Source organism: Chitinophaga filiformis, from assembly GCF_023100805.1.
Lineage (GTDB): Bacteria > Bacteroidota > Bacteroidia > Chitinophagales > Chitinophagaceae > Chitinophaga > Chitinophaga filiformis_B.
Genome location: NZ_CP095855.1, coordinates 762,633 through 778,160, shown reverse-complemented (window position 1 = coordinate 778,160; position 15,528 = coordinate 762,633). Strand labels below are relative to the sequence as shown.

At 47.5% G+C, this 15,528-nt stretch carries 16 protein-coding genes and 1 riboswitch; of the genes, 3 read left to right on the top strand and 13 right to left on the bottom strand.

From position 1 onward, the window contains the following. Nucleotides 1-2: 2 nt before the first annotated feature. Both MYF79_RS03215 and MYF79_RS03210 read right to left on the bottom strand, forming a co-directional pair. A complete protein-coding gene (locus MYF79_RS03215) occupies nt 3-3,161 on the bottom strand; it encodes a SusC/RagA family TonB-linked outer membrane protein (RefSeq protein ID WP_247812529.1) in 3,159 nt (1,052 codons plus the stop codon). 493 nt (nt 3,162-3,654) lie between these two features. Further along, nucleotides 3,655-4,788, bottom strand: a complete 1,134-nt coding sequence (locus MYF79_RS03210; protein WP_247812528.1) for an esterase-like activity of phytase family protein — start codon at nt 4,786-4,788, stop codon at nt 3,655-3,657. Nucleotides 4,789-4,867: 79 nt separating this feature from the next. Here MYF79_RS03210 and MYF79_RS03205 point away from each other — a divergent pair, with 79 nt between their 5' ends. Further along, on the top strand, nt 4,868-5,053 hold the full coding sequence (locus tag MYF79_RS03205) for a hypothetical protein (RefSeq protein ID WP_247812527.1): 186 nt from the start codon (nt 4,868-4,870) through the stop codon (nt 5,051-5,053). An 86-nt stretch (nt 5,054-5,139) separates the two neighbouring features. On the opposite strand, the gene MYF79_RS03200 is transcribed toward MYF79_RS03205, so the two are convergent. Further along, entirely contained in the window at nt 5,140-5,292 is a 153-nt protein-coding gene (locus MYF79_RS03200) for a lmo0937 family membrane protein (protein WP_110053527.1), read from the bottom strand. A gap of 305 nt (nt 5,293-5,597) precedes the next feature. Here MYF79_RS03200 and MYF79_RS03195 point away from each other — a divergent pair, with 305 nt between their 5' ends. After that, complete coding sequence (locus tag MYF79_RS03195) at nt 5,598-6,059, top strand: ferritin-like domain-containing protein (protein ID WP_247812526.1); 462 nt, start codon at nt 5,598-5,600, stop codon at nt 6,057-6,059. A 204-nt stretch (nt 6,060-6,263) separates the two neighbouring features. Here MYF79_RS03195 and thiH read toward each other — a convergent pair whose 3' ends face one another. From thiH to thiS, 7 genes are all read right to left on the bottom strand, one after another. Beyond that, the gene (gene thiH / locus MYF79_RS03190; protein WP_247812525.1) at nt 6,264-7,373 is read right to left on the bottom strand and encodes a 2-iminoacetate synthase ThiH; all 1,110 of its coding nucleotides are present in this window, start codon (nt 7,371-7,373) and stop codon (nt 6,264-6,266) included. An 11-nt stretch (nt 7,374-7,384) separates the two neighbouring features. Beyond that, nucleotides 7,385-8,158, bottom strand: coding sequence for a thiazole synthase (locus MYF79_RS03185; protein WP_247812524.1), 774 nt, complete (start codon nt 8,156-8,158; stop codon nt 7,385-7,387). Next, complete coding sequence (locus MYF79_RS03180; RefSeq protein ID WP_247812523.1) at nt 8,155-8,769, bottom strand: thiamine phosphate synthase; 615 nt, start codon at nt 8,767-8,769, stop codon at nt 8,155-8,157. Before MYF79_RS03180 ends, MYF79_RS03185 begins: the two co-directional genes overlap by 4 nt. Continuing rightward, nucleotides 8,766-9,521, bottom strand: coding sequence for a hydroxymethylpyrimidine/phosphomethylpyrimidine kinase (locus tag MYF79_RS03175; RefSeq protein ID WP_247812522.1), 756 nt, complete (start codon nt 9,519-9,521; stop codon nt 8,766-8,768). Before MYF79_RS03175 ends, MYF79_RS03180 begins: the two co-directional genes overlap by 4 nt. Next, a complete protein-coding gene (locus tag MYF79_RS03170; protein WP_247812521.1) occupies nt 9,494-10,108 on the bottom strand; it encodes a thiamine phosphate synthase in 615 nt (204 codons plus the stop codon). The genes MYF79_RS03175 and MYF79_RS03170 overlap by 28 nt, the downstream gene beginning before the upstream one ends. Before the next feature lie 10 nt (nt 10,109-10,118). Next, nucleotides 10,119-11,945: a phosphomethylpyrimidine synthase ThiC gene (gene thiC / locus MYF79_RS03165; RefSeq protein WP_247812520.1), complete on the bottom strand. Its 1,827-nt coding sequence runs from the start codon at nt 11,943-11,945 to the stop codon at nt 10,119-10,121. Nucleotides 11,946-12,063: 118 nt separating this feature from the next. After that, nucleotides 12,064-12,267 (bottom strand): sulfur carrier protein ThiS, encoded by a 204-nt coding sequence (gene thiS, locus MYF79_RS03160; protein WP_236384932.1) that lies wholly within the window; start codon nt 12,265-12,267, stop codon nt 12,064-12,066. Nucleotides 12,268-12,317: 50 nt separating this feature from the next. Further along, nucleotides 12,318-12,427: riboswitch (TPP riboswitch) on the bottom strand. A 46-nt stretch (nt 12,428-12,473) separates the two neighbouring features. Between thiS and MYF79_RS03155 the strand changes: the two genes are divergently transcribed. Then, the gene (locus MYF79_RS03155; RefSeq protein ID WP_247812519.1) at nt 12,474-12,974 is read left to right on the top strand and encodes a lipocalin family protein; all 501 of its coding nucleotides are present in this window, start codon (nt 12,474-12,476) and stop codon (nt 12,972-12,974) included. Between the two features lie 85 nt (nt 12,975-13,059). On the opposite strand, the gene MYF79_RS03150 is transcribed toward MYF79_RS03155, so the two are convergent. The 3 genes from MYF79_RS03150 to dnaN form a co-directional block, all read right to left on the bottom strand. Continuing rightward, on the bottom strand, nt 13,060-13,317 hold the full coding sequence (locus MYF79_RS03150) for a hypothetical protein (RefSeq protein WP_199654229.1): 258 nt from the start codon (nt 13,315-13,317) through the stop codon (nt 13,060-13,062). A 41-nt stretch (nt 13,318-13,358) separates the two neighbouring features. Further along, complete coding sequence (locus MYF79_RS03145) at nt 13,359-14,162, bottom strand: sterol desaturase family protein (RefSeq protein WP_199654227.1); 804 nt, start codon at nt 14,160-14,162, stop codon at nt 13,359-13,361. Nucleotides 14,163-14,395: 233 nt separating this feature from the next. Next, a complete protein-coding gene (gene dnaN / locus MYF79_RS03140; protein ID WP_199654225.1) occupies nt 14,396-15,514 on the bottom strand; it encodes a DNA polymerase III subunit beta in 1,119 nt (372 codons plus the stop codon). Nucleotides 15,515-15,528 lie beyond the last annotated feature (14 nt).

The following is a 15,528-nucleotide window of genomic DNA, read 5'->3' as shown; positions in this document are numbered from 1 at the left end:
GATTAGAAAGCAACGTTTGCACCAAGCTGGAACGTAGTTGGTTTCGGATAATCAAAGAATGTTTGTCCCTGTGCAAATGGCTGTGAGTAAGTGCTTACCTCAGGATCGTTACCGCTGAATTTAGTAGCGAGGAAGAAGTTCTGTACGGAAGCATATACTCTCAGTTTGCTGAGATGCAGACGTTTCAGTTTTTCAGCTGAGAAGTTATAACCCAGTGCAAGGTTTTTACCACGGAGGAATGAACCATCTTCTATCCAGCGGGTATCCACGTTGGTAACATAACCAGCGCTCGGATCGCGTGGAGCTGCAATGTCAGTGTTCTCGTGAGTATCTTTTACCCAGTAATTCAGTACAGACTTGAAGCTGTTTGCCAGACCGGTACGGTCTTCACCGGAGTGGTGAGTCATGTTCAGCACATCGTTACCATACACGAACTGCAGTTCAACAGTCAGGTCCAGGTTCTTATATTTGAAGGTGTTGAAGAAACCACCCCATCCGTCAGGGTTACCATTACCGATGATCATACGGTCTGCGTCATTAATGGCATGGTCGCCATTCACGTCGCGGTATTTGATATCGCCAGGCAGGATTGGTTTACCGCCACGGTAATCTTTAAACAGGGCTGCTTCTGCAGCTTCTTTTGAAGACCAGGTGCCTTCGCGTACCAGGCCCCAGAAAGAGCCTACTGGCTCACCTACACGGATGATGTTTGTCTGGTTGGTGAAGTTAGGACCTCCTACAGCGAATACATCGGCCGGAGTAGCCAGTGCCAGTACTTTATTCTTGTTGAAGGAGATGTTGAAGGTAGTAGACCAGGAGAAGTTTTTGGTCTCAATATTCACAGTATTCAGACCAATTTCCAGACCCTTGTTTTCCATAGCACCAATGTTCTTTGTGATACTGGTGTAACCGCTGGTGGTGGGTACAGGAGCTTCCAGCAGCATGTCTGTGGTTTTCCTGTAGTAAATATCGGCTTCCAGGGAGATCCTGTTCTTTAACAGACCTAATTCCACACCAAAGTCATACTGTGCGGTCTTTTCCCATTTCAGATCCGGATTGGGGAGCCTGCTGGTACCTACACCCTGTACTTTCTGACCGTTCAGTGGGAAGGCATAATCGTTACTTGCAGTCAATAAGGCCAGAGAGCTGTAAGGAGGTATCTCAGAGTTACCTGTTAAACCGTAGCTCGTACGCAGTTTCAAAGTAGAAATGGTTGTATTGCCTTTCAGGAATGGTTCCTCAGAGGCACGCCATGCCAATGCTGCAGACGGGAAGAATGCATATTTGTTGTTAGGACCGAATTTGGAAGAACCATCCACGCGACCTGTGAAGGTAACTAGGTACTTATCTTTAAAGCCATAGTTTACACGGCCAAAGTAAGAGTTGAAAGCAAAACCAAGTTTACGGGAAGCTGCGCCTGATGAAGGGATCAGCCCCGCGGAACCGATACTGTTAGTTTCGAAGTAGTCAGTAGAGAAGTTCTCACCACGTACGTTGAAACCGTAAATGTCATCCTGCTGCCAGCCTACACCCGCCAATGCATTGATGGAGTGAACCTTATTGAAACGTTTGTTGTAGGTCAGGTAGTTTTCAAATGACCAATATGTTTCTCTGTCGTTAGCTACGATGGCAATACCTTTCTGGGTAGCAGAAATGTCTATCAATGAGCGGCCGTTCCATTCATTCCTGCCGCGGGTCACTACGTTAGCACCTACAACGCTGCGGAATTCCAGGCCTTTTGCCAGGGTGACGGTCGCATATGCGTTACCCAGTACGTTCTGTGTCTGGAGGATGTATTTACGGTCTGTCAGGATGTGTACAGGGTTGGAACCACCTTCAGCACCAGGATACAGCTTGTTATTGCTGAAAGTACCATTCGGCATTCTAACCGGCAGGAAAGGCAGCGCCTCCGTGATCATACGAACAGAGTTCAGGCCGCCGGTACCGATATCTACGAGGTTCTCACTCTGGTTGGTGTAACCTAATGATCCACCTACTTTCAGCCATGTTTTCATCTGGCTGTCGAAGGTGAAACGTGCAGAATATCTTTTCAGGTAAGAGTTCAGCAGCAGCCCTTCGTCATCCCTGTAGCCCAGGAACAGGCCGAACTGGCTGTTTTCATCACCGCCTGTAAAGCCTAACTGGTGGCTGTGAGACACTTTATGTTGTACTGATTCTTTAAACCAGTCGGTGTCATATTTTGGGTTACCGTTAGCATCGAACAGGTCTGGATTGGTTCTCTTTAGTTTCGGCTCTTTAGAGATATAGTTACCCTTAGCCCATCCTTCCGGATCATAGATCTCTGCATTCTTCCATGCCAGGTCTTCTACCTGCATATATTCTTTTGCGTTAAGCATATGAACGCGTTTAGGCCCGATGGTGTTATAAGCAAGGCCTACGTCATAAGTAACACGGCTACCGCTCGCATTACCTCTTTTAGTAGTAACCAGGATCACACCGTTCGCACCTCTTGCACCATAGATGGCAGTGGAAGAAGCGTCTTTCAGTACCTCTACGGATGCTATTTCATTCGGGTTTAAGAAGTCAATTGCATTACTGTTCTGTGTTTGCGCACCTACCGGAATTACCACTCCGTCAATTACATAGAGCGGGTTGTTGGTAGTATTGATAGAGCTGAAACCACGGATGCGCACATTGGTCTGGCCACCTGGACGACCGGAGTTGGTGTTCACCTGTACACCCGGGATCCTGCCTGCCAATGCCTGGTTCACAGACGCAGCGGGCCTTTCTTCCAGCTGTGCGGTCTTAACAGAAGCTACCGCACCTGTCAGGTCTGAACGTCTTGTTGAACCATAACCTACAACTACTACGTCCTGTAATGATTTTACGTCAGAGGACATGCTGACGTTAATGGTCGCAGCACCATTAACTACTTTTTCCTGGGTCAGATAACCAATAAAAGAGAACACAAGGGTACTCCCGGATGGTGCGTCAATGCTATAAGTACCATCTGGTTTGGTTTGTGTACCGCTACTGGTACCTTTAATTTGTACAGAAACCCCGGGGAGCGGGGAATTATCCCTGTTGTCAAGGACCCTACCCGAAATTTTCCGGGCCTGTGAGAATGCGGGCAGTGTTAACAGCAACGCTAGCGCGCCCTGCACCGCAACCCTCATGAAACGTGTGAATTTAGACTTCATATTCTGGAGGTTTTAGATAATAGAGTTCTGGGCTACAACATTCGATTGCAGCATGACAAGTACAGTTATTACTGACAGTTACATTTACATTACATCATTATTTTACGTGGCCTGTAATGAAAAAGAATAAAATAAAATGCTGATAGTTATCCTGTGCGGATAAGAAAAAGCTACAAGTAATAATTAATGATTAATGATCCAAATAACGCTACGGAATTTTAGTTTTAGTTCAATACACAAGTTCTTTATAACGATTTCGGCTTTTTGAATAAATATGGTAACTCCGTGTTAAAAGTATAATATTTTTCAAGTAAAGTAAAACGTTTTTGCAAAAAAGTTTTGAACGGTGAAAAACTGCTATGGGAGAGGATAAGAAAGGGATTTCCGCAATTTGTATATAAATCAGAAAAATGACATAAAGTGACAAAACAGGAAAGTATTATTTTGGCATACTTTCCTGTTTCATATATTTTTCCCGATAAAATAGTATTCTTTATTGTTCAACTTCGAAGATGTAAAACTGCGTCTCCTCATTTTTGTCAAAATTATTGTCGACAACAAAAATGAGACTTCTGTGGCCATTAGGTAATATCGGCCCGAACGTCATTCCTTCTACATTATCGACAAAAGTATCCAGGTCATCAAAATTTAAGAGCAAAGACTTTTGTGCAGGTAGAAAATGGGGGTTTTCACGCAATGAATTGACTGCCTTAATATCTGTTGCATGTTGGAGATCTACTTTAAATACACGAATGGTGTTGCTTTTCACGCCTGTAGAATAGGAACGTTCCATGACCAATAGCTGCGTTTCCGATAGCACCAGGATGTCAGAGATGCCGTTGACACGGAAGGCATTACCAGGTATGGATGGGTGTGCAACTGGTTCCAGCTTATAAGCATACTGAGCTATGGGCTGACGGGTACGCAGGTCGTACTTTATAATACGTGTATAGGCTGTTGTATCCCTCAGATCAGCGCGGGGCCCGTCTTCATATCGCGGCTCTTCCAGGCTTACAAACATATGGCGGCCATTGGGTGTAAATCCGAGGCCTTCAAATACTCCATTCCGCCTTGGCCCGTTTTCCGTTGCATGCATATGAAACTGCGCGGGCAATGGATAGCTGTCAAGGTACCGGCCAATGGTGTCTATGTCATATATTCCCGGGTCGTTAATAATATTCGCCTGCTCCGAGATGATCCTCTCCCCTTCACTGCTCCATACCAAACGACCGGTATGTGGGTTGTAACGCATCGCCTCCGGATCGGGCGCGAGGGCCTTCGCTGACGGATAAACATTGCCATTCGGCGTTTTCAGATAAGTAACACGGGAAAAACGGATACTGTCCCTGTCGTAGTTGCTTTCCGGTATCTGAATGGTGTAAAACCTGGCAGCTTGTCTCTCCGAACGGTCATCGCAGATCAGGTAATATACCTTCCGGGCACTATCATAGTCTATACCGGAAAGCCCGCCTACTGTGGTGCCGTTAAAAGGCATATTGTAAGGCACAATATATTTATGCAGCAAAGTCAGTGAATGAATGGATGGCAGCGTGGTATCCTTAACAGGGGTTCTATGTAGTGTGGTGCAAGCTCCTAACAGCATCACCAGCAGCATATATTTTTTCATATAAAAATTTCTCGCACAAAAGTAGTGAATGAGAAGCATCCGGGGGGAGGAAGTATGAAGTGGCTCATCTCTGTACAGTATGGCAAGCAGTTGTGGACATATGCGCAATACTTTTCAATCAGTGTGCCGCTGGAAGAGCAGGGTCATAGATGTCGGCAGGGCGGCCGATGGCAGCGAAACAGTTAACAAATTCGAAATGCAAAAGGACACCCGCTTTGTGCTGATGGATTATGACGACTGGGATGGATGCTATGAAGAAAAATAAGGTAATCAGATCATAGCAAAATAAACGCTCGGAATATTCTGCTACGACTGATTACCTCTTCACACAATGGAGCTCGGTTGCCTGGCTTATACTGCCCGGCCGCGTATTATATTTACAAGAATAGCGATGATAGCTAATACCAACAGCACATGTATCAGACTGCCGGCGGAGTAAACAAACGCACCCAGAATCCATCCGATAATGAGGATCACTGCGATCAAATAAAGTAAGCCGTTCATATCAATAAGATTTGGTTACAGTAGTGAGTAAAAAATTTGTGCCAGATAGTGTTAATAAAAGCACGGATGGCTATTATCCAATATTTACAAGGGTTACAGCGTCTTCTTCCCTTTTTTAAGCAATATATGCCAGTATTTTTCAGGCGCTTTTCTTTGTGGAGTGTATTCCCCAGCAAGGGCAAAATCCCCGCCAGGTAAGGGGCTGGAATGGGCCACCATACCCACCCTGATCTAAGCGTAGAAACTGGTTACATTTTTGCCTCACATATATTAATCGTCATTGCATTAATTTAAAATTGACTATCATGCAACTAAATGAAAAATTGTTGGAAGCCCTGAGTGATCTGGTCAGGATCAATCAAGATCGTGTGGAGGGATATAAAAAAGCAATAGCGTTAACAGAAGATACCGACTTGAAGGCCTTATTTCAGAGAATGGCAGATGAAAGCCTTACATATATTGACCAGTTAAACAATGTATTACTCGACGGCGGCGGAGATGTAGCACAAGGCTCTTCCGTTTATGGAAAACTCTATAGAACCTGGATGAATGTGAAAGCTACCTTTTCCGGACACGACCGTCAGGCACTGCTGTCTTCCTGTGAATATGCAGAAGACGCCGCACAAAGAACATATGAAGATGTATTACGCTCAAGCGTCCCCATGCCCTACAGCATAAGAGAACTGATCGCTAACCAGAAGGGTGCGCTCAGAGGCTCGCACGAGACAGTGAGAACCTACAGGGACCTTGAAAAGATCCCCCATTAATGGGAATGTGTTCATTTTATCATCCGCTGTTCTTTTTGTTCATAATGGATGTTAACTGCGGTTGTTCATTATGTGCAGCTTACATTTGAAATGTAAGATTAAGCGGCTACTTATCTCGATAAGTAACATTTTCAGTAATGGATTTAGGTAAATTTACAGCCCCGTAGGATGCGGGGCTGTTCTTTTGTAAGATTCCGCTCTTTATCAATATCCCGCATCCCAATCCTTCCATACAGGCTCATAGCCCTGAGCCCGCAACATGCCACTGATACTCACCGGACTACGGTCGTCCGAGATCTCGAACTGTTCCAGCGATGACAGATCTGTTGCATATCCGCCCGGATTCGTCTTTGAGCCTGCACTAAGCGCGGTAATGCCCAGTTTGATCACATTATCCCGGAAGCGGGGCGTTTCTCTTGTAGAAAGGCTTAATTCTATTTCCTGGTCCAGCAGGCGGTAGGCGCAAATAAGCTGTACCAGTTCGCGGTCGTTCATCTCCACTTTTGGCGGCAGGCCACCCGAACACGGACGCAGACGGGGGAAAGATATACTGTATTTGGTCTGCCAATAGGTCCTTTCCAGGTACTGCAGGTGCAGGGCGGTAAAAAAGCTATCCGTACGCCAGTCTTCCAGGCCGATTAACACGCCCAATCCTATTTTATGTATACCTGCCCTGCCCAACCTGTCCGGAGTGTCCAGACGGTACTCAAAATTCGATTTACGTCCTTTGGGATGATGCATTTTATAATCTGCCTGGTGATAGGTTTCCTGGTAGACCAATACCGCGTGCAGGCCGTAGGGTATCAGCTGTGCATAGTCAGCTTCGTCCATTGGCTGTACTTCCATCGAGATGTTGGCAAAATGAGGGCGGATCACTTTCAGTGCTTCCTGGAAATAATCGAGGCCTACTGTCTGATTGGCCTCGCCCGTAACCAGCAGCACATGTTCATAGCCCATTGCCTTGATAACGGCCACCTCCCGGAGTATCTCCTCTTTGTTGAGCGTTTTCCGTGCAATCTTATTATCCAGGCTGAAGCCACAATAGGTACAGATATTCTGGCATTCGTTGCTGAGGTACAGGGGTATGTACAACTGCATGGTATTGCCAAAACGCTGTTGTGTAAGCGTGCGGCTCATTTGGGCCATCTGTTCCAGGTACGGCGCCGCCGCGGGTGAGATGAGTGCCTTGAAATCTTCCAGGCTGCGCCTGCTGCGGTTGAGCGCAGCTTCTACATCGCGCGGGGTCTTGGCATAAATGTCTGCCTTGACCTCATCCCAGTTATATTGATCGAAAATGTTCTTAAAACCTGACATGGTGTGCTTGTTTAAACTTCATCAAGAAAGCCTATCAGCGGACTGGATGCCACTGCCTGCCGCTGTACGGAAGGCAGGCCTGCTTCATATGCCTGTCTGCCGGCTATTACGGCCTGTTTGAATGCCTGCGCCATCATTACCGGGTCTTTGGCAACGGCGATGGCCGTATTCACCAATACGGCGTCTGCCCCTATTTCCATGGCTTTCGCCGCATCCGAAGGACTGCCAATACCTGCGTCCACCACTACAGGCACATTACTCTGCTCGATGATGATTTCCAGGAAATCTATGGTCCGCAGTCCCTTATTACTGCCTATCGGCGCGCCGAGTGGCATCACCGCTGCGGTACCTGCTTCCTCCAGGCGCTTACACAATACGGGGTCTGCATGTACGTAAGGCAATACAATGAAACCGAGTTTTACCAGTTCTTCTGCCGCTTTCAATGTCTCTACCGGATCTGGCAGCAGGTAGCGCGGATCAGGATGTATTTCCAGTTTGAGCCAGTTCGTTTCAAGTGCTTCCCTGGCCAGTTGCGCCGCATAGATGGCTTCTCTGGCGGTTCTTACACCGGAGGTGTTAGGAAGCAATTTTAGCTGCGGATGATGTACATGCTGCAGCATATCGTCCGATTCGTTGTGAACGTCCACCCTTTTCAGGGCCACCGTTACCAGTTCTGAACCTGAAGCCAGCAGGGCTTCTTCCATGACGGACAGTGAGGCAAACTTGCCTGTGCCGGTAAACAGGCGGGATGAAAAGGAATGCCCGGCTATTACGAGTGGTGTCATAGTGTAAGAGATGATACAGTTTGAAATTTGTTTTCTGCGTGCGTAATCAGACCGCTTACAGCAATACCATGAATACCCGTCTGCATCAGTGCCGGTACATCTTCAGCCTGTATGCCGCCAATGGCGATAACCGGAATATGAATACCCATATTCCTGAGCGTCTCCATGATGCCGGCAATGCCTTCCAGGCCAAGAATGGGGCTGAGCTTCTCTTTGGTAGTGGTAAAGCGGTAAGGTCCGAGACCTACATAATTGGCGCCGTCTTTTACATGCATGAGAATATCCTCCAGGGTATTGGCGGTGCCACCGATGATGAACTCATCGCCGGTAGCAGCCCGTGCGCCGCTCACTGTCATATCCTGCTTGCCGACATGAACGCCATGGGCGCCCACTATCCTGGCAATATGCGGATAGTCGTTGATGATCAGGGTAGCATTGTACCGTGAACAGATGGCCTTTGCTGACAGTGCGCTGGCGAGGATCTTGTCTTCAGGTTCGTTCTTGATACGAAGCTGTATCCATCTGCAACCAGCCTCGCAGGCAGCCAGGATATTGTCCAGGTGGGAGGCGGTTGCGGTTTGTTGTGATATATAATGCAATGAGCTGATCATGTGATGTGATAACCTAAAAGTGATGAATGACTGGCCAGGAACTTCTCTGTATAAAGTTTAGCCCTGATACAGGCGACAGGCAATGAACTGCCTGTTGCCAGCTGAGCAGTGATGGCAGCGCTGAGCACACAACCGGAACCATGTTTTGGAAAGACGGCGTCAGTACCTGCAGGAATGTCAATGATATCGGTCTTTCCGATATAGAGACTGTCTACACCCGGCCTTTCCTGACGGTGCCCACCCTTTAGCAGCACGGCGCAGCAGGTGGCCAGCGTACTTGCAGCAGCATGGCCATCCTCCTCTCCGCTCAGCAATAGTGCTTCCTGGTAATTGGGCGTGAGCAGGTAGAGCTGTTGCAATACCTGTTTCCATACGGCCAGTTGTGTGGCATCATGAAACGTGTAGCCGGCACTCGCTTTCAGCACCGGGTCCAGTATGAAGCGTATATCCGGTTGTATGCCCCTGAAAGATTGGATCACCTCCAGCATGGATGTTGCGTCCTGCACGATCCCGATCTTGCAGTACTGCACCGGAAATGTTTCCAGCAAGGGCCTTGCCTGGGCAATGATCTGGCTTGCAGGCAACCATTCTACAGAAACAAAGCGTGTATCTGTCTGTACGGTAAGGGCAGTACAAACGCCGAGACCATAGACGCCAAGTGCTTCAAACGTTTTTATATCTGCCAGCAGACCGGCTCCCGCCGAAGGGTCCAGGCCGGCCAGGCTCATGACATAAGGGCGTCCGTTCTCCATATATCCCTGATGCGGCGGAAATTGCTGATAGCTGCAGCGGGTTCCTGCCAGATGGCGCCCAGTAGGGCAATCCCGTCAAACTGCATGTTGCGGGCCTTTGCTGCTGTGGTATGATCGATCCCTCCCAGGGCCAGTACCTGCCCGTTATAACCGTCTTTCGAAAGACGGAAGCTTTCTTCAAATGTACCGGCATACCCTGGTTTGGAGATGCTGTGAAACACGGGCGCGAGTAAGAGCTGGTCCCAGTTGTCGCTGGCTATTTGCAATGTCTCAGCCGCATGTATGCTGGTACTGAGCCGCCATCCGTTCTCCCTGTAGCCGATGATCTGGTCGCCGCTTACGAGGCCTCTGCCGGCTTCACTGAAGTGTACGCCCTGCAGACCATATTTTTCACAAAGCGCAGGATGCCCGGCTATCATCAGCTTAGGGTAACAGGAAGGATCAGCATCCTGTAACAGTTGCTCATAGTCCGTTTCCGGCCATCCCGGTTTACGTACAAGAATACTGTCTGCGCCTTCAGCGATCAGTTGTTGCCAGTAGCTGGTTTCTTCCGGCAGAAATGTACTGTGTGTGATGATCTGTATCATGAGATGAGTATCAGAAGTAAACTTCTCCTCCCTGTTCCTTAAATGCGTGTGCCTGTTCTGCCATACCGGTTTCCAGGGCTAGTGTTTCATCTATCTGTTGGGTAGCGGCATAGTCCCGCACTTCCTGTGTGATCTTCATTGAGCAAAAATGAGGCCCGCACATGGAACAGAAGTGAGCGATCTTGGCGCCTTCTGCCGGCAGCGTTTCATCATGATAAGAACGAGCAGTCTCCGGATCGAGGGAAAGGTTGAACTGATCTTCCCAACGGAACTCAAAACGGGCCTTACTCAGGGCATTATCACGGTGTTGCGCCCCGGGATGACCTTTCGCCAGGTCTGCAGCATGCGCTGCTATCTTATAAGTGATCACCCCTTGTCTTACATCTTCTTTATCGGGCAATCCCAGGTGCTCTTTCGGTGTAACATAACATAGCATAGCCGTACCAAACCAGCCGATCATGGCAGCGCCGATGGCAGATGTGATATGATCATAACCCGGAGCAATATCGGTGGTCAGTGGTCCGAGGGTATAGAAAGGCGCCTCTTTGCAGTGTTCAAGCTGTTTATCCATATTGGCCTTGATCAGGTGCATGGGTACATGGCCCGGACCTTCTATCATCGTCTGTATATCATGTTTCCACGCAATATGCGTCAGCTCTCCCAGTGTTTCCAGTTCTGCAAACTGCGCAGCGTCGTTTGCGTCTGCAATGCTTCCGGGACGGAGGCCATCTCCGAGTGAGAAAGCTACATCATAAGCTTTCATGATCTCGCAGATCTCTTCAAAGTGTGTATACAGGAAGTTTTCCTTATGATGCGCCAGGCACCATTTAGCCAGAATGGACCCTCCCCGGGATACAATACCGGTGGTGCGTTTGGCCGTCAATGGTACATAACGCAGCAGTACGCCGGCATGAATGGTGAAATAGTCAACGCCCTGTTCCGCCTGTTCTATCAGCGTATCCCGGAAGATGTCCCAGCTCAGTTCTTCTGCTTTACCATTCACTTTTTCCAGGGCCTGGTAGATGGGAACGGTACCGATGGGAACGGGGGAATTGCGGATGATCCATTCCCTGGTTTCATGAATATTTTTACCGGTGCTGAGGTCCATAATAGTATCTGCCCCCCAGCGGCAGGCCCATACAGCTTTTTCAACCTCTTCCTCAATGCTGGAGCTGACAGCGGAGTTGCCGATATTGGCGTTGATCTTCACCAGGAAGTTGCGGCCAATGATCATAGGCTCACTCTCGGGATGATTGATATTATTGGGAATAATGGCACGTCCCGCAGCTACCTCCTGCCTTACAAATTCAGGGGTAATGAATTTTACAGGGGTATTGGCGCCGAATGACTGGCCTTTATGCTGTTGCCAGAGGGCGTTATCCTGGAATAGCTTATCCACGCATTGATTCTCGCGTGTGGCAATGTATTCCATCTCGCGGGTAATAATGCCCTTTTTGGCATAATGCATCTGCGATACATTATGTCCGGCTTTTGCTTTCATAGGGGAATGCTGGTAAGAAAAACGCAGGCTGTCCAGACGACTGTCGGCCATTCTTTCCCTGCCGTAGGCAGAAGTAATGCCTGGCAGCTGTTCAACATCGTTACGATCTTTGATCCAGCTTTCACGCAACCTGGGCAGGCCTTTACGTACATCGATGTCCATATCGGGATCGGTGTAGGGGCCGCTGGTGTCATAAACCACCACCGGGGAATTAGGTACTTCAGCTCCTTTACTGCCCTGAAGGCGTGTAGGAGTCAGCGTGATCTCTCTCATGGCAACGCCATCTACATAGATCTTTCTGGATGCCGGGAAGGGCGTACGGGAAATTGAATGCATAAACTGACGATTGAATTATGAATTAGGATTTATGAATTGAGAAGACGGCACACGGAGGCATAACACGGCCTCACGGCTGTGCGCGTATCAATGTTATAGCATGCTGGTAAATGAGCCCTTATCCGCCCTGTGTAGCGCGAATGATGGTGACCTTATCTGCTGTTTGTAAGATTTGCTCAGGCCAGGAGGTTTTCGGAATAACCTGGCTGTTGACGGCGATAGCAACGCCTTTTTCTGAAGAAAGTTGAATAAACTGTAAGAGGGCAGCAACAGTTGTTCCTGGCTGCACCGCATAAAGTTTATTGTTTACAAGCACTTCCATGTTTGCAAGGAATTAAGTGAACAATAAACTTTAAGGATGGAAAGATGAAGGAGAGTTCAGCTACTTTTCCCTACGGCAGTATGAGCTGCGTCAGGTACTGAGGGTTTCATCTCAGCTTCCCGGAAGTCTTTACAACCGGGAAACACCCCTAAAGTGAGCTTAAAGGTAGTTAAATTTGTTAAACTAGTATTACTATCTTTGGAACTATGAAAAAATGCCTGGTCCTGTCAGTGATCTGTACTGTTATTACCGCAGCATGTCAACAGCCATCTCCGTCTTCAAAAACAGATATACCGGAAGACAGCAGCCTGATTGATGTGAAAGATACAGTGACCCCTGAAACGATCACTGATTCAGTAACGCTGGTGAAGGTGGACACGATATCTTATACTGAAGACCAGTTGCTGGGCAAGTGGCTGCAGCCTGTGCCGGGAGTTGACAAGGCTACACAGGGGTTTCTGCTGAAGAAAAAAGGCGCTATTACTTCAGTCAATACATACTCAATGGTATATGACAAGTGGAGTGTGTCGCATGATACGCTGTTTTTATGGAGCCATGCAGAAGGCTCGCAGCAAAAAGATTCTGCCGCCGTCATAGATACTACGCTTATCAGGTCACTAACGGACACTTCGTTAGTATTGTTTCCCATCAAAGCTGCAGAGGGATACCTCGAAGAATACAAAAAGGTCAAAAGTAATAAGAGATAGTTCGCATCCATAGTCTGCAGGCAACAGACAATTGCGATATATTGCCTGCTGCCTGCATTGCAGACTATAGTTTGTCATGAACTAACTAATGATAGATATTCCACAAAGCTACGGCGCAGGCTACAACCGCCATGAAGATACCTGCTGTAGCTACCTGTGTGTCATCAATGTTCTTATGAGCTTTAACTACGGAAAGTCCGCCTATTACAATTGCTGCAATACCAAATACCAGTGCAGTATTATGATTCCTTGACACAAAAGAAAATACTGCAGCAAATATGCCCGCAAACATGGAAACGAAGCAGGCAATCTTAGTGGGGGTGGACGTGGTGTGCTGTTGCATATATGTAGAATTAAAATGAAAATGAAAAGTTCATAACCTGTCTATTGCTTTCGTTCTTCCCAGGGTACTTTCAACAGTGTCCCTATCTGCTGATACTGGGATTCCCGGTATTCATCCAGCCCGTAGCGTAGCCGCGTTACATCATTTACCACCACAAATGTGCCGAACAGGCGATCCCAGAACGAAAAGATATTTGCATAATTGGAGTCCGTTTCCGGCTGATAATGACTATGGTGCACCTTATGCATATCCGGCGACACAATGACCCAGCTAAGGGCTGTGTCCAGCCATTTAGGCAAGCGGATATTGGCATGGTTAAACTGGGACATAAAGGCCGAAATGGTCTGGTATAACATGACCATCCAGATAGGCACTCCCATAGAAACGATGGCGAGGAGAAGGGCCAGCACCCGGAAAACGGATTCTACCGGATGATGCCGCAGGGCGGTAGTCGTATCGACCGCCGTATCGATGTGGTGAATCTTGTGGAAATGCCACATCCAGGCAATCTTATGCTGAATGAGATGTACCAGGTAGGCGCCTATCAGGTCCATCATCATAATAGCCAGCAGGCAATGGAGCCATACGGGTAGTGTAACGATGTATAAGAGGCCGAATTGTGCCTTTGCGGTCCATTCTGATGCAATGACAATGACAAATGCGAAGCCAAGGTTAACGATAGCCGTTGTCAGGGTAAAGAACAGGTTGGTGCCTGCATGCCTGTAACGGTTCACATTTAATGAGAGCCGGGGTATTGCTCCTTCTATCATCCATAGCAGTACCAGTCCGCCTACGAGAAATGCGGTACGATACCAGGAAGGAATATTATTGAAAAATTCTTCCATACGGGAATTAAAATTTATAGCATGACGTATCATGCGCTGATCAGTTCATCGTGAAATAGTGGTCATCAAACTGGGGCAAATCAATCGCTTACTGTCCTGTTTTACTGGTATTAATTTACGAACTTTTTAAATAATAATTCTTTTGAAAGTGGCCATGGATAAAGAAAAAAGCAATCTCCTTGTGAGAGATTGCTTTACAAATAAACATAAGTTATTAGTTGTTGTAAAACTGACTAGTTGTTCAACATAAGCGGCATTACCAGCATCAGCAGGTCTTCATTTTCCTCTTTTTCTGAAGGCTTCAGAATACCAGCTTTAGTCGGAGTAGACAGTTCGATGGTGATCTCATCGCCTTCGGCGGCGTTCAGCATTTCTATGAGGAACTTCGCATTGAAAGCAATTTGCATATCATCGCCGGTATACTGGCAGCTCATGCGTTCATTACCTTCAAAAGAGAAATCCACGTCCTGTGCAGAAAGCTGGAGCTCGCTGCCGGTGATGTTCAGGGCCACCTGGTTGGTGCTTTTGTTGGCGAATACGCTTACACGTTTCAGGGCGTTCTGGAAATCGCTTTTCGCCAGTGTAAGGCGGTAAGGATTATCTTTTGGAATCACCACTTTATAGTCGGGGAACCTTGCGTCAATGAGGCGGCAGATCATCTGGGCGCCATCGTGTGTCACAAAGAAATGGTTTTGGCTGTAGGCGATCTTTATTTCGCTGTCATTGTCAGGCAATGCAGACTTGAGCAGATTCAGCGGTTTTTTAGGCACAATGAATGTTTCTGCTTTAGGGCATTCAACGCCGGTCCTTACATACTTTACAAGACGGTGAGCGTCTGTAGCTACGAAAGTGAGGCTGGTAGGCGTCAGTTCGAAGAACACACCTGTCATAGCGGGACGCAGGTCATCGTTGCTTACGGCAAACAATGTCTTGTTGATCGCTGTTACCAGTGCCGTAGATGTCACCGTGAAAGAGGTGGTATCATCTGCTGTAGGTTCTTTGGGGAAATTCTCAGGATTTTCACCCATTACCTTATACTTACCATTGTCGGAGGTGATCTCTACAGCATAAGAATTAAGATCTATATGAAAAGTCAGCGGCTGATCGGGCAGATTCTTGAGTGAATCCATCAGAATCTTGGCGGGGATGCAGATACGGCCATTTTCTTTGGCTTCAACCTCCAGCTTTACCTTCATGACAGTCTCAAGGTCTGTGGCCACAACGGTCAGCTCGTTCTTGTCGATCAGGAAAAGGAAATCTTCCAATATAGGCAACACCGTATTAGAGTTAATCACCCCGCTGATCTGCTGCAATTGTTTTAACAAAGTAGAGGAAGAAACGATAAACTTCATGTGATATATTGTTA

Coding starts and splice junctions, on each gene's coding strand:
- MYF79_RS03155 (WP_247812519.1), top strand. CDS start 12,474: ATGAAAAAATGCCTGGTCCTGTCAGTGATCTGTACTGTTATTACCGCA.
- MYF79_RS03150 (WP_199654229.1), bottom strand. CDS start 13,317: ATGCAACAGCACACCACGTCCACCCCCACTAAGATTGCCTGCTTCGTT.
- MYF79_RS03210 (WP_247812528.1), bottom strand. CDS start 4,788: ATGAAAAAATATATGCTGCTGGTGATGCTGTTAGGAGCTTGCACCACA.
- thiH (WP_247812525.1), bottom strand. CDS start 7,373: ATGTCAGGTTTTAAGAACATTTTCGATCAATATAACTGGGATGAGGTC.
- MYF79_RS03145 (WP_199654227.1), bottom strand. CDS start 14,162: ATGGAAGAATTTTTCAATAATATTCCTTCCTGGTATCGTACCGCATTT.
- thiS (WP_236384932.1), bottom strand. CDS start 12,267: ATGGAAGTGCTTGTAAACAATAAACTTTATGCGGTGCAGCCAGGAACA.
- MYF79_RS03205 (WP_247812527.1), top strand. CDS start 4,868: ATGGCAAGCAGTTGTGGACATATGCGCAATACTTTTCAATCAGTGTGC.
- MYF79_RS03215 (WP_247812529.1), bottom strand. CDS start 3,161: ATGAAGTCTAAATTCACACGTTTCATGAGGGTTGCGGTGCAGGGCGCG.
- dnaN (WP_199654225.1), bottom strand. CDS start 15,514: ATGAAGTTTATCGTTTCTTCCTCTACTTTGTTAAAACAATTGCAGCAG.
- MYF79_RS03200 (WP_110053527.1), bottom strand. CDS start 5,292: ATGAACGGCTTACTTTATTTGATCGCAGTGATCCTCATTATCGGATGG.
- MYF79_RS03170 (WP_247812521.1), bottom strand. CDS start 10,108: ATGATACAGATCATCACACACAGTACATTTCTGCCGGAAGAAACCAGC.
- MYF79_RS03180 (WP_247812523.1), bottom strand. CDS start 8,769: ATGATCAGCTCATTGCATTATATATCACAACAAACCGCAACCGCCTCC.
- thiC (WP_247812520.1), bottom strand. CDS start 11,945: ATGCATTCAATTTCCCGTACGCCCTTCCCGGCATCCAGAAAGATCTAT.
- MYF79_RS03195 (WP_247812526.1), top strand. CDS start 5,598: ATGCAACTAAATGAAAAATTGTTGGAAGCCCTGAGTGATCTGGTCAGG.
- MYF79_RS03175 (WP_247812522.1), bottom strand. CDS start 9,521: ATGGAGAACGGACGCCCTTATGTCATGAGCCTGGCCGGCCTGGACCCT.
- MYF79_RS03185 (WP_247812524.1), bottom strand. CDS start 8,158: ATGACACCACTCGTAATAGCCGGGCATTCCTTTTCATCCCGCCTGTTT.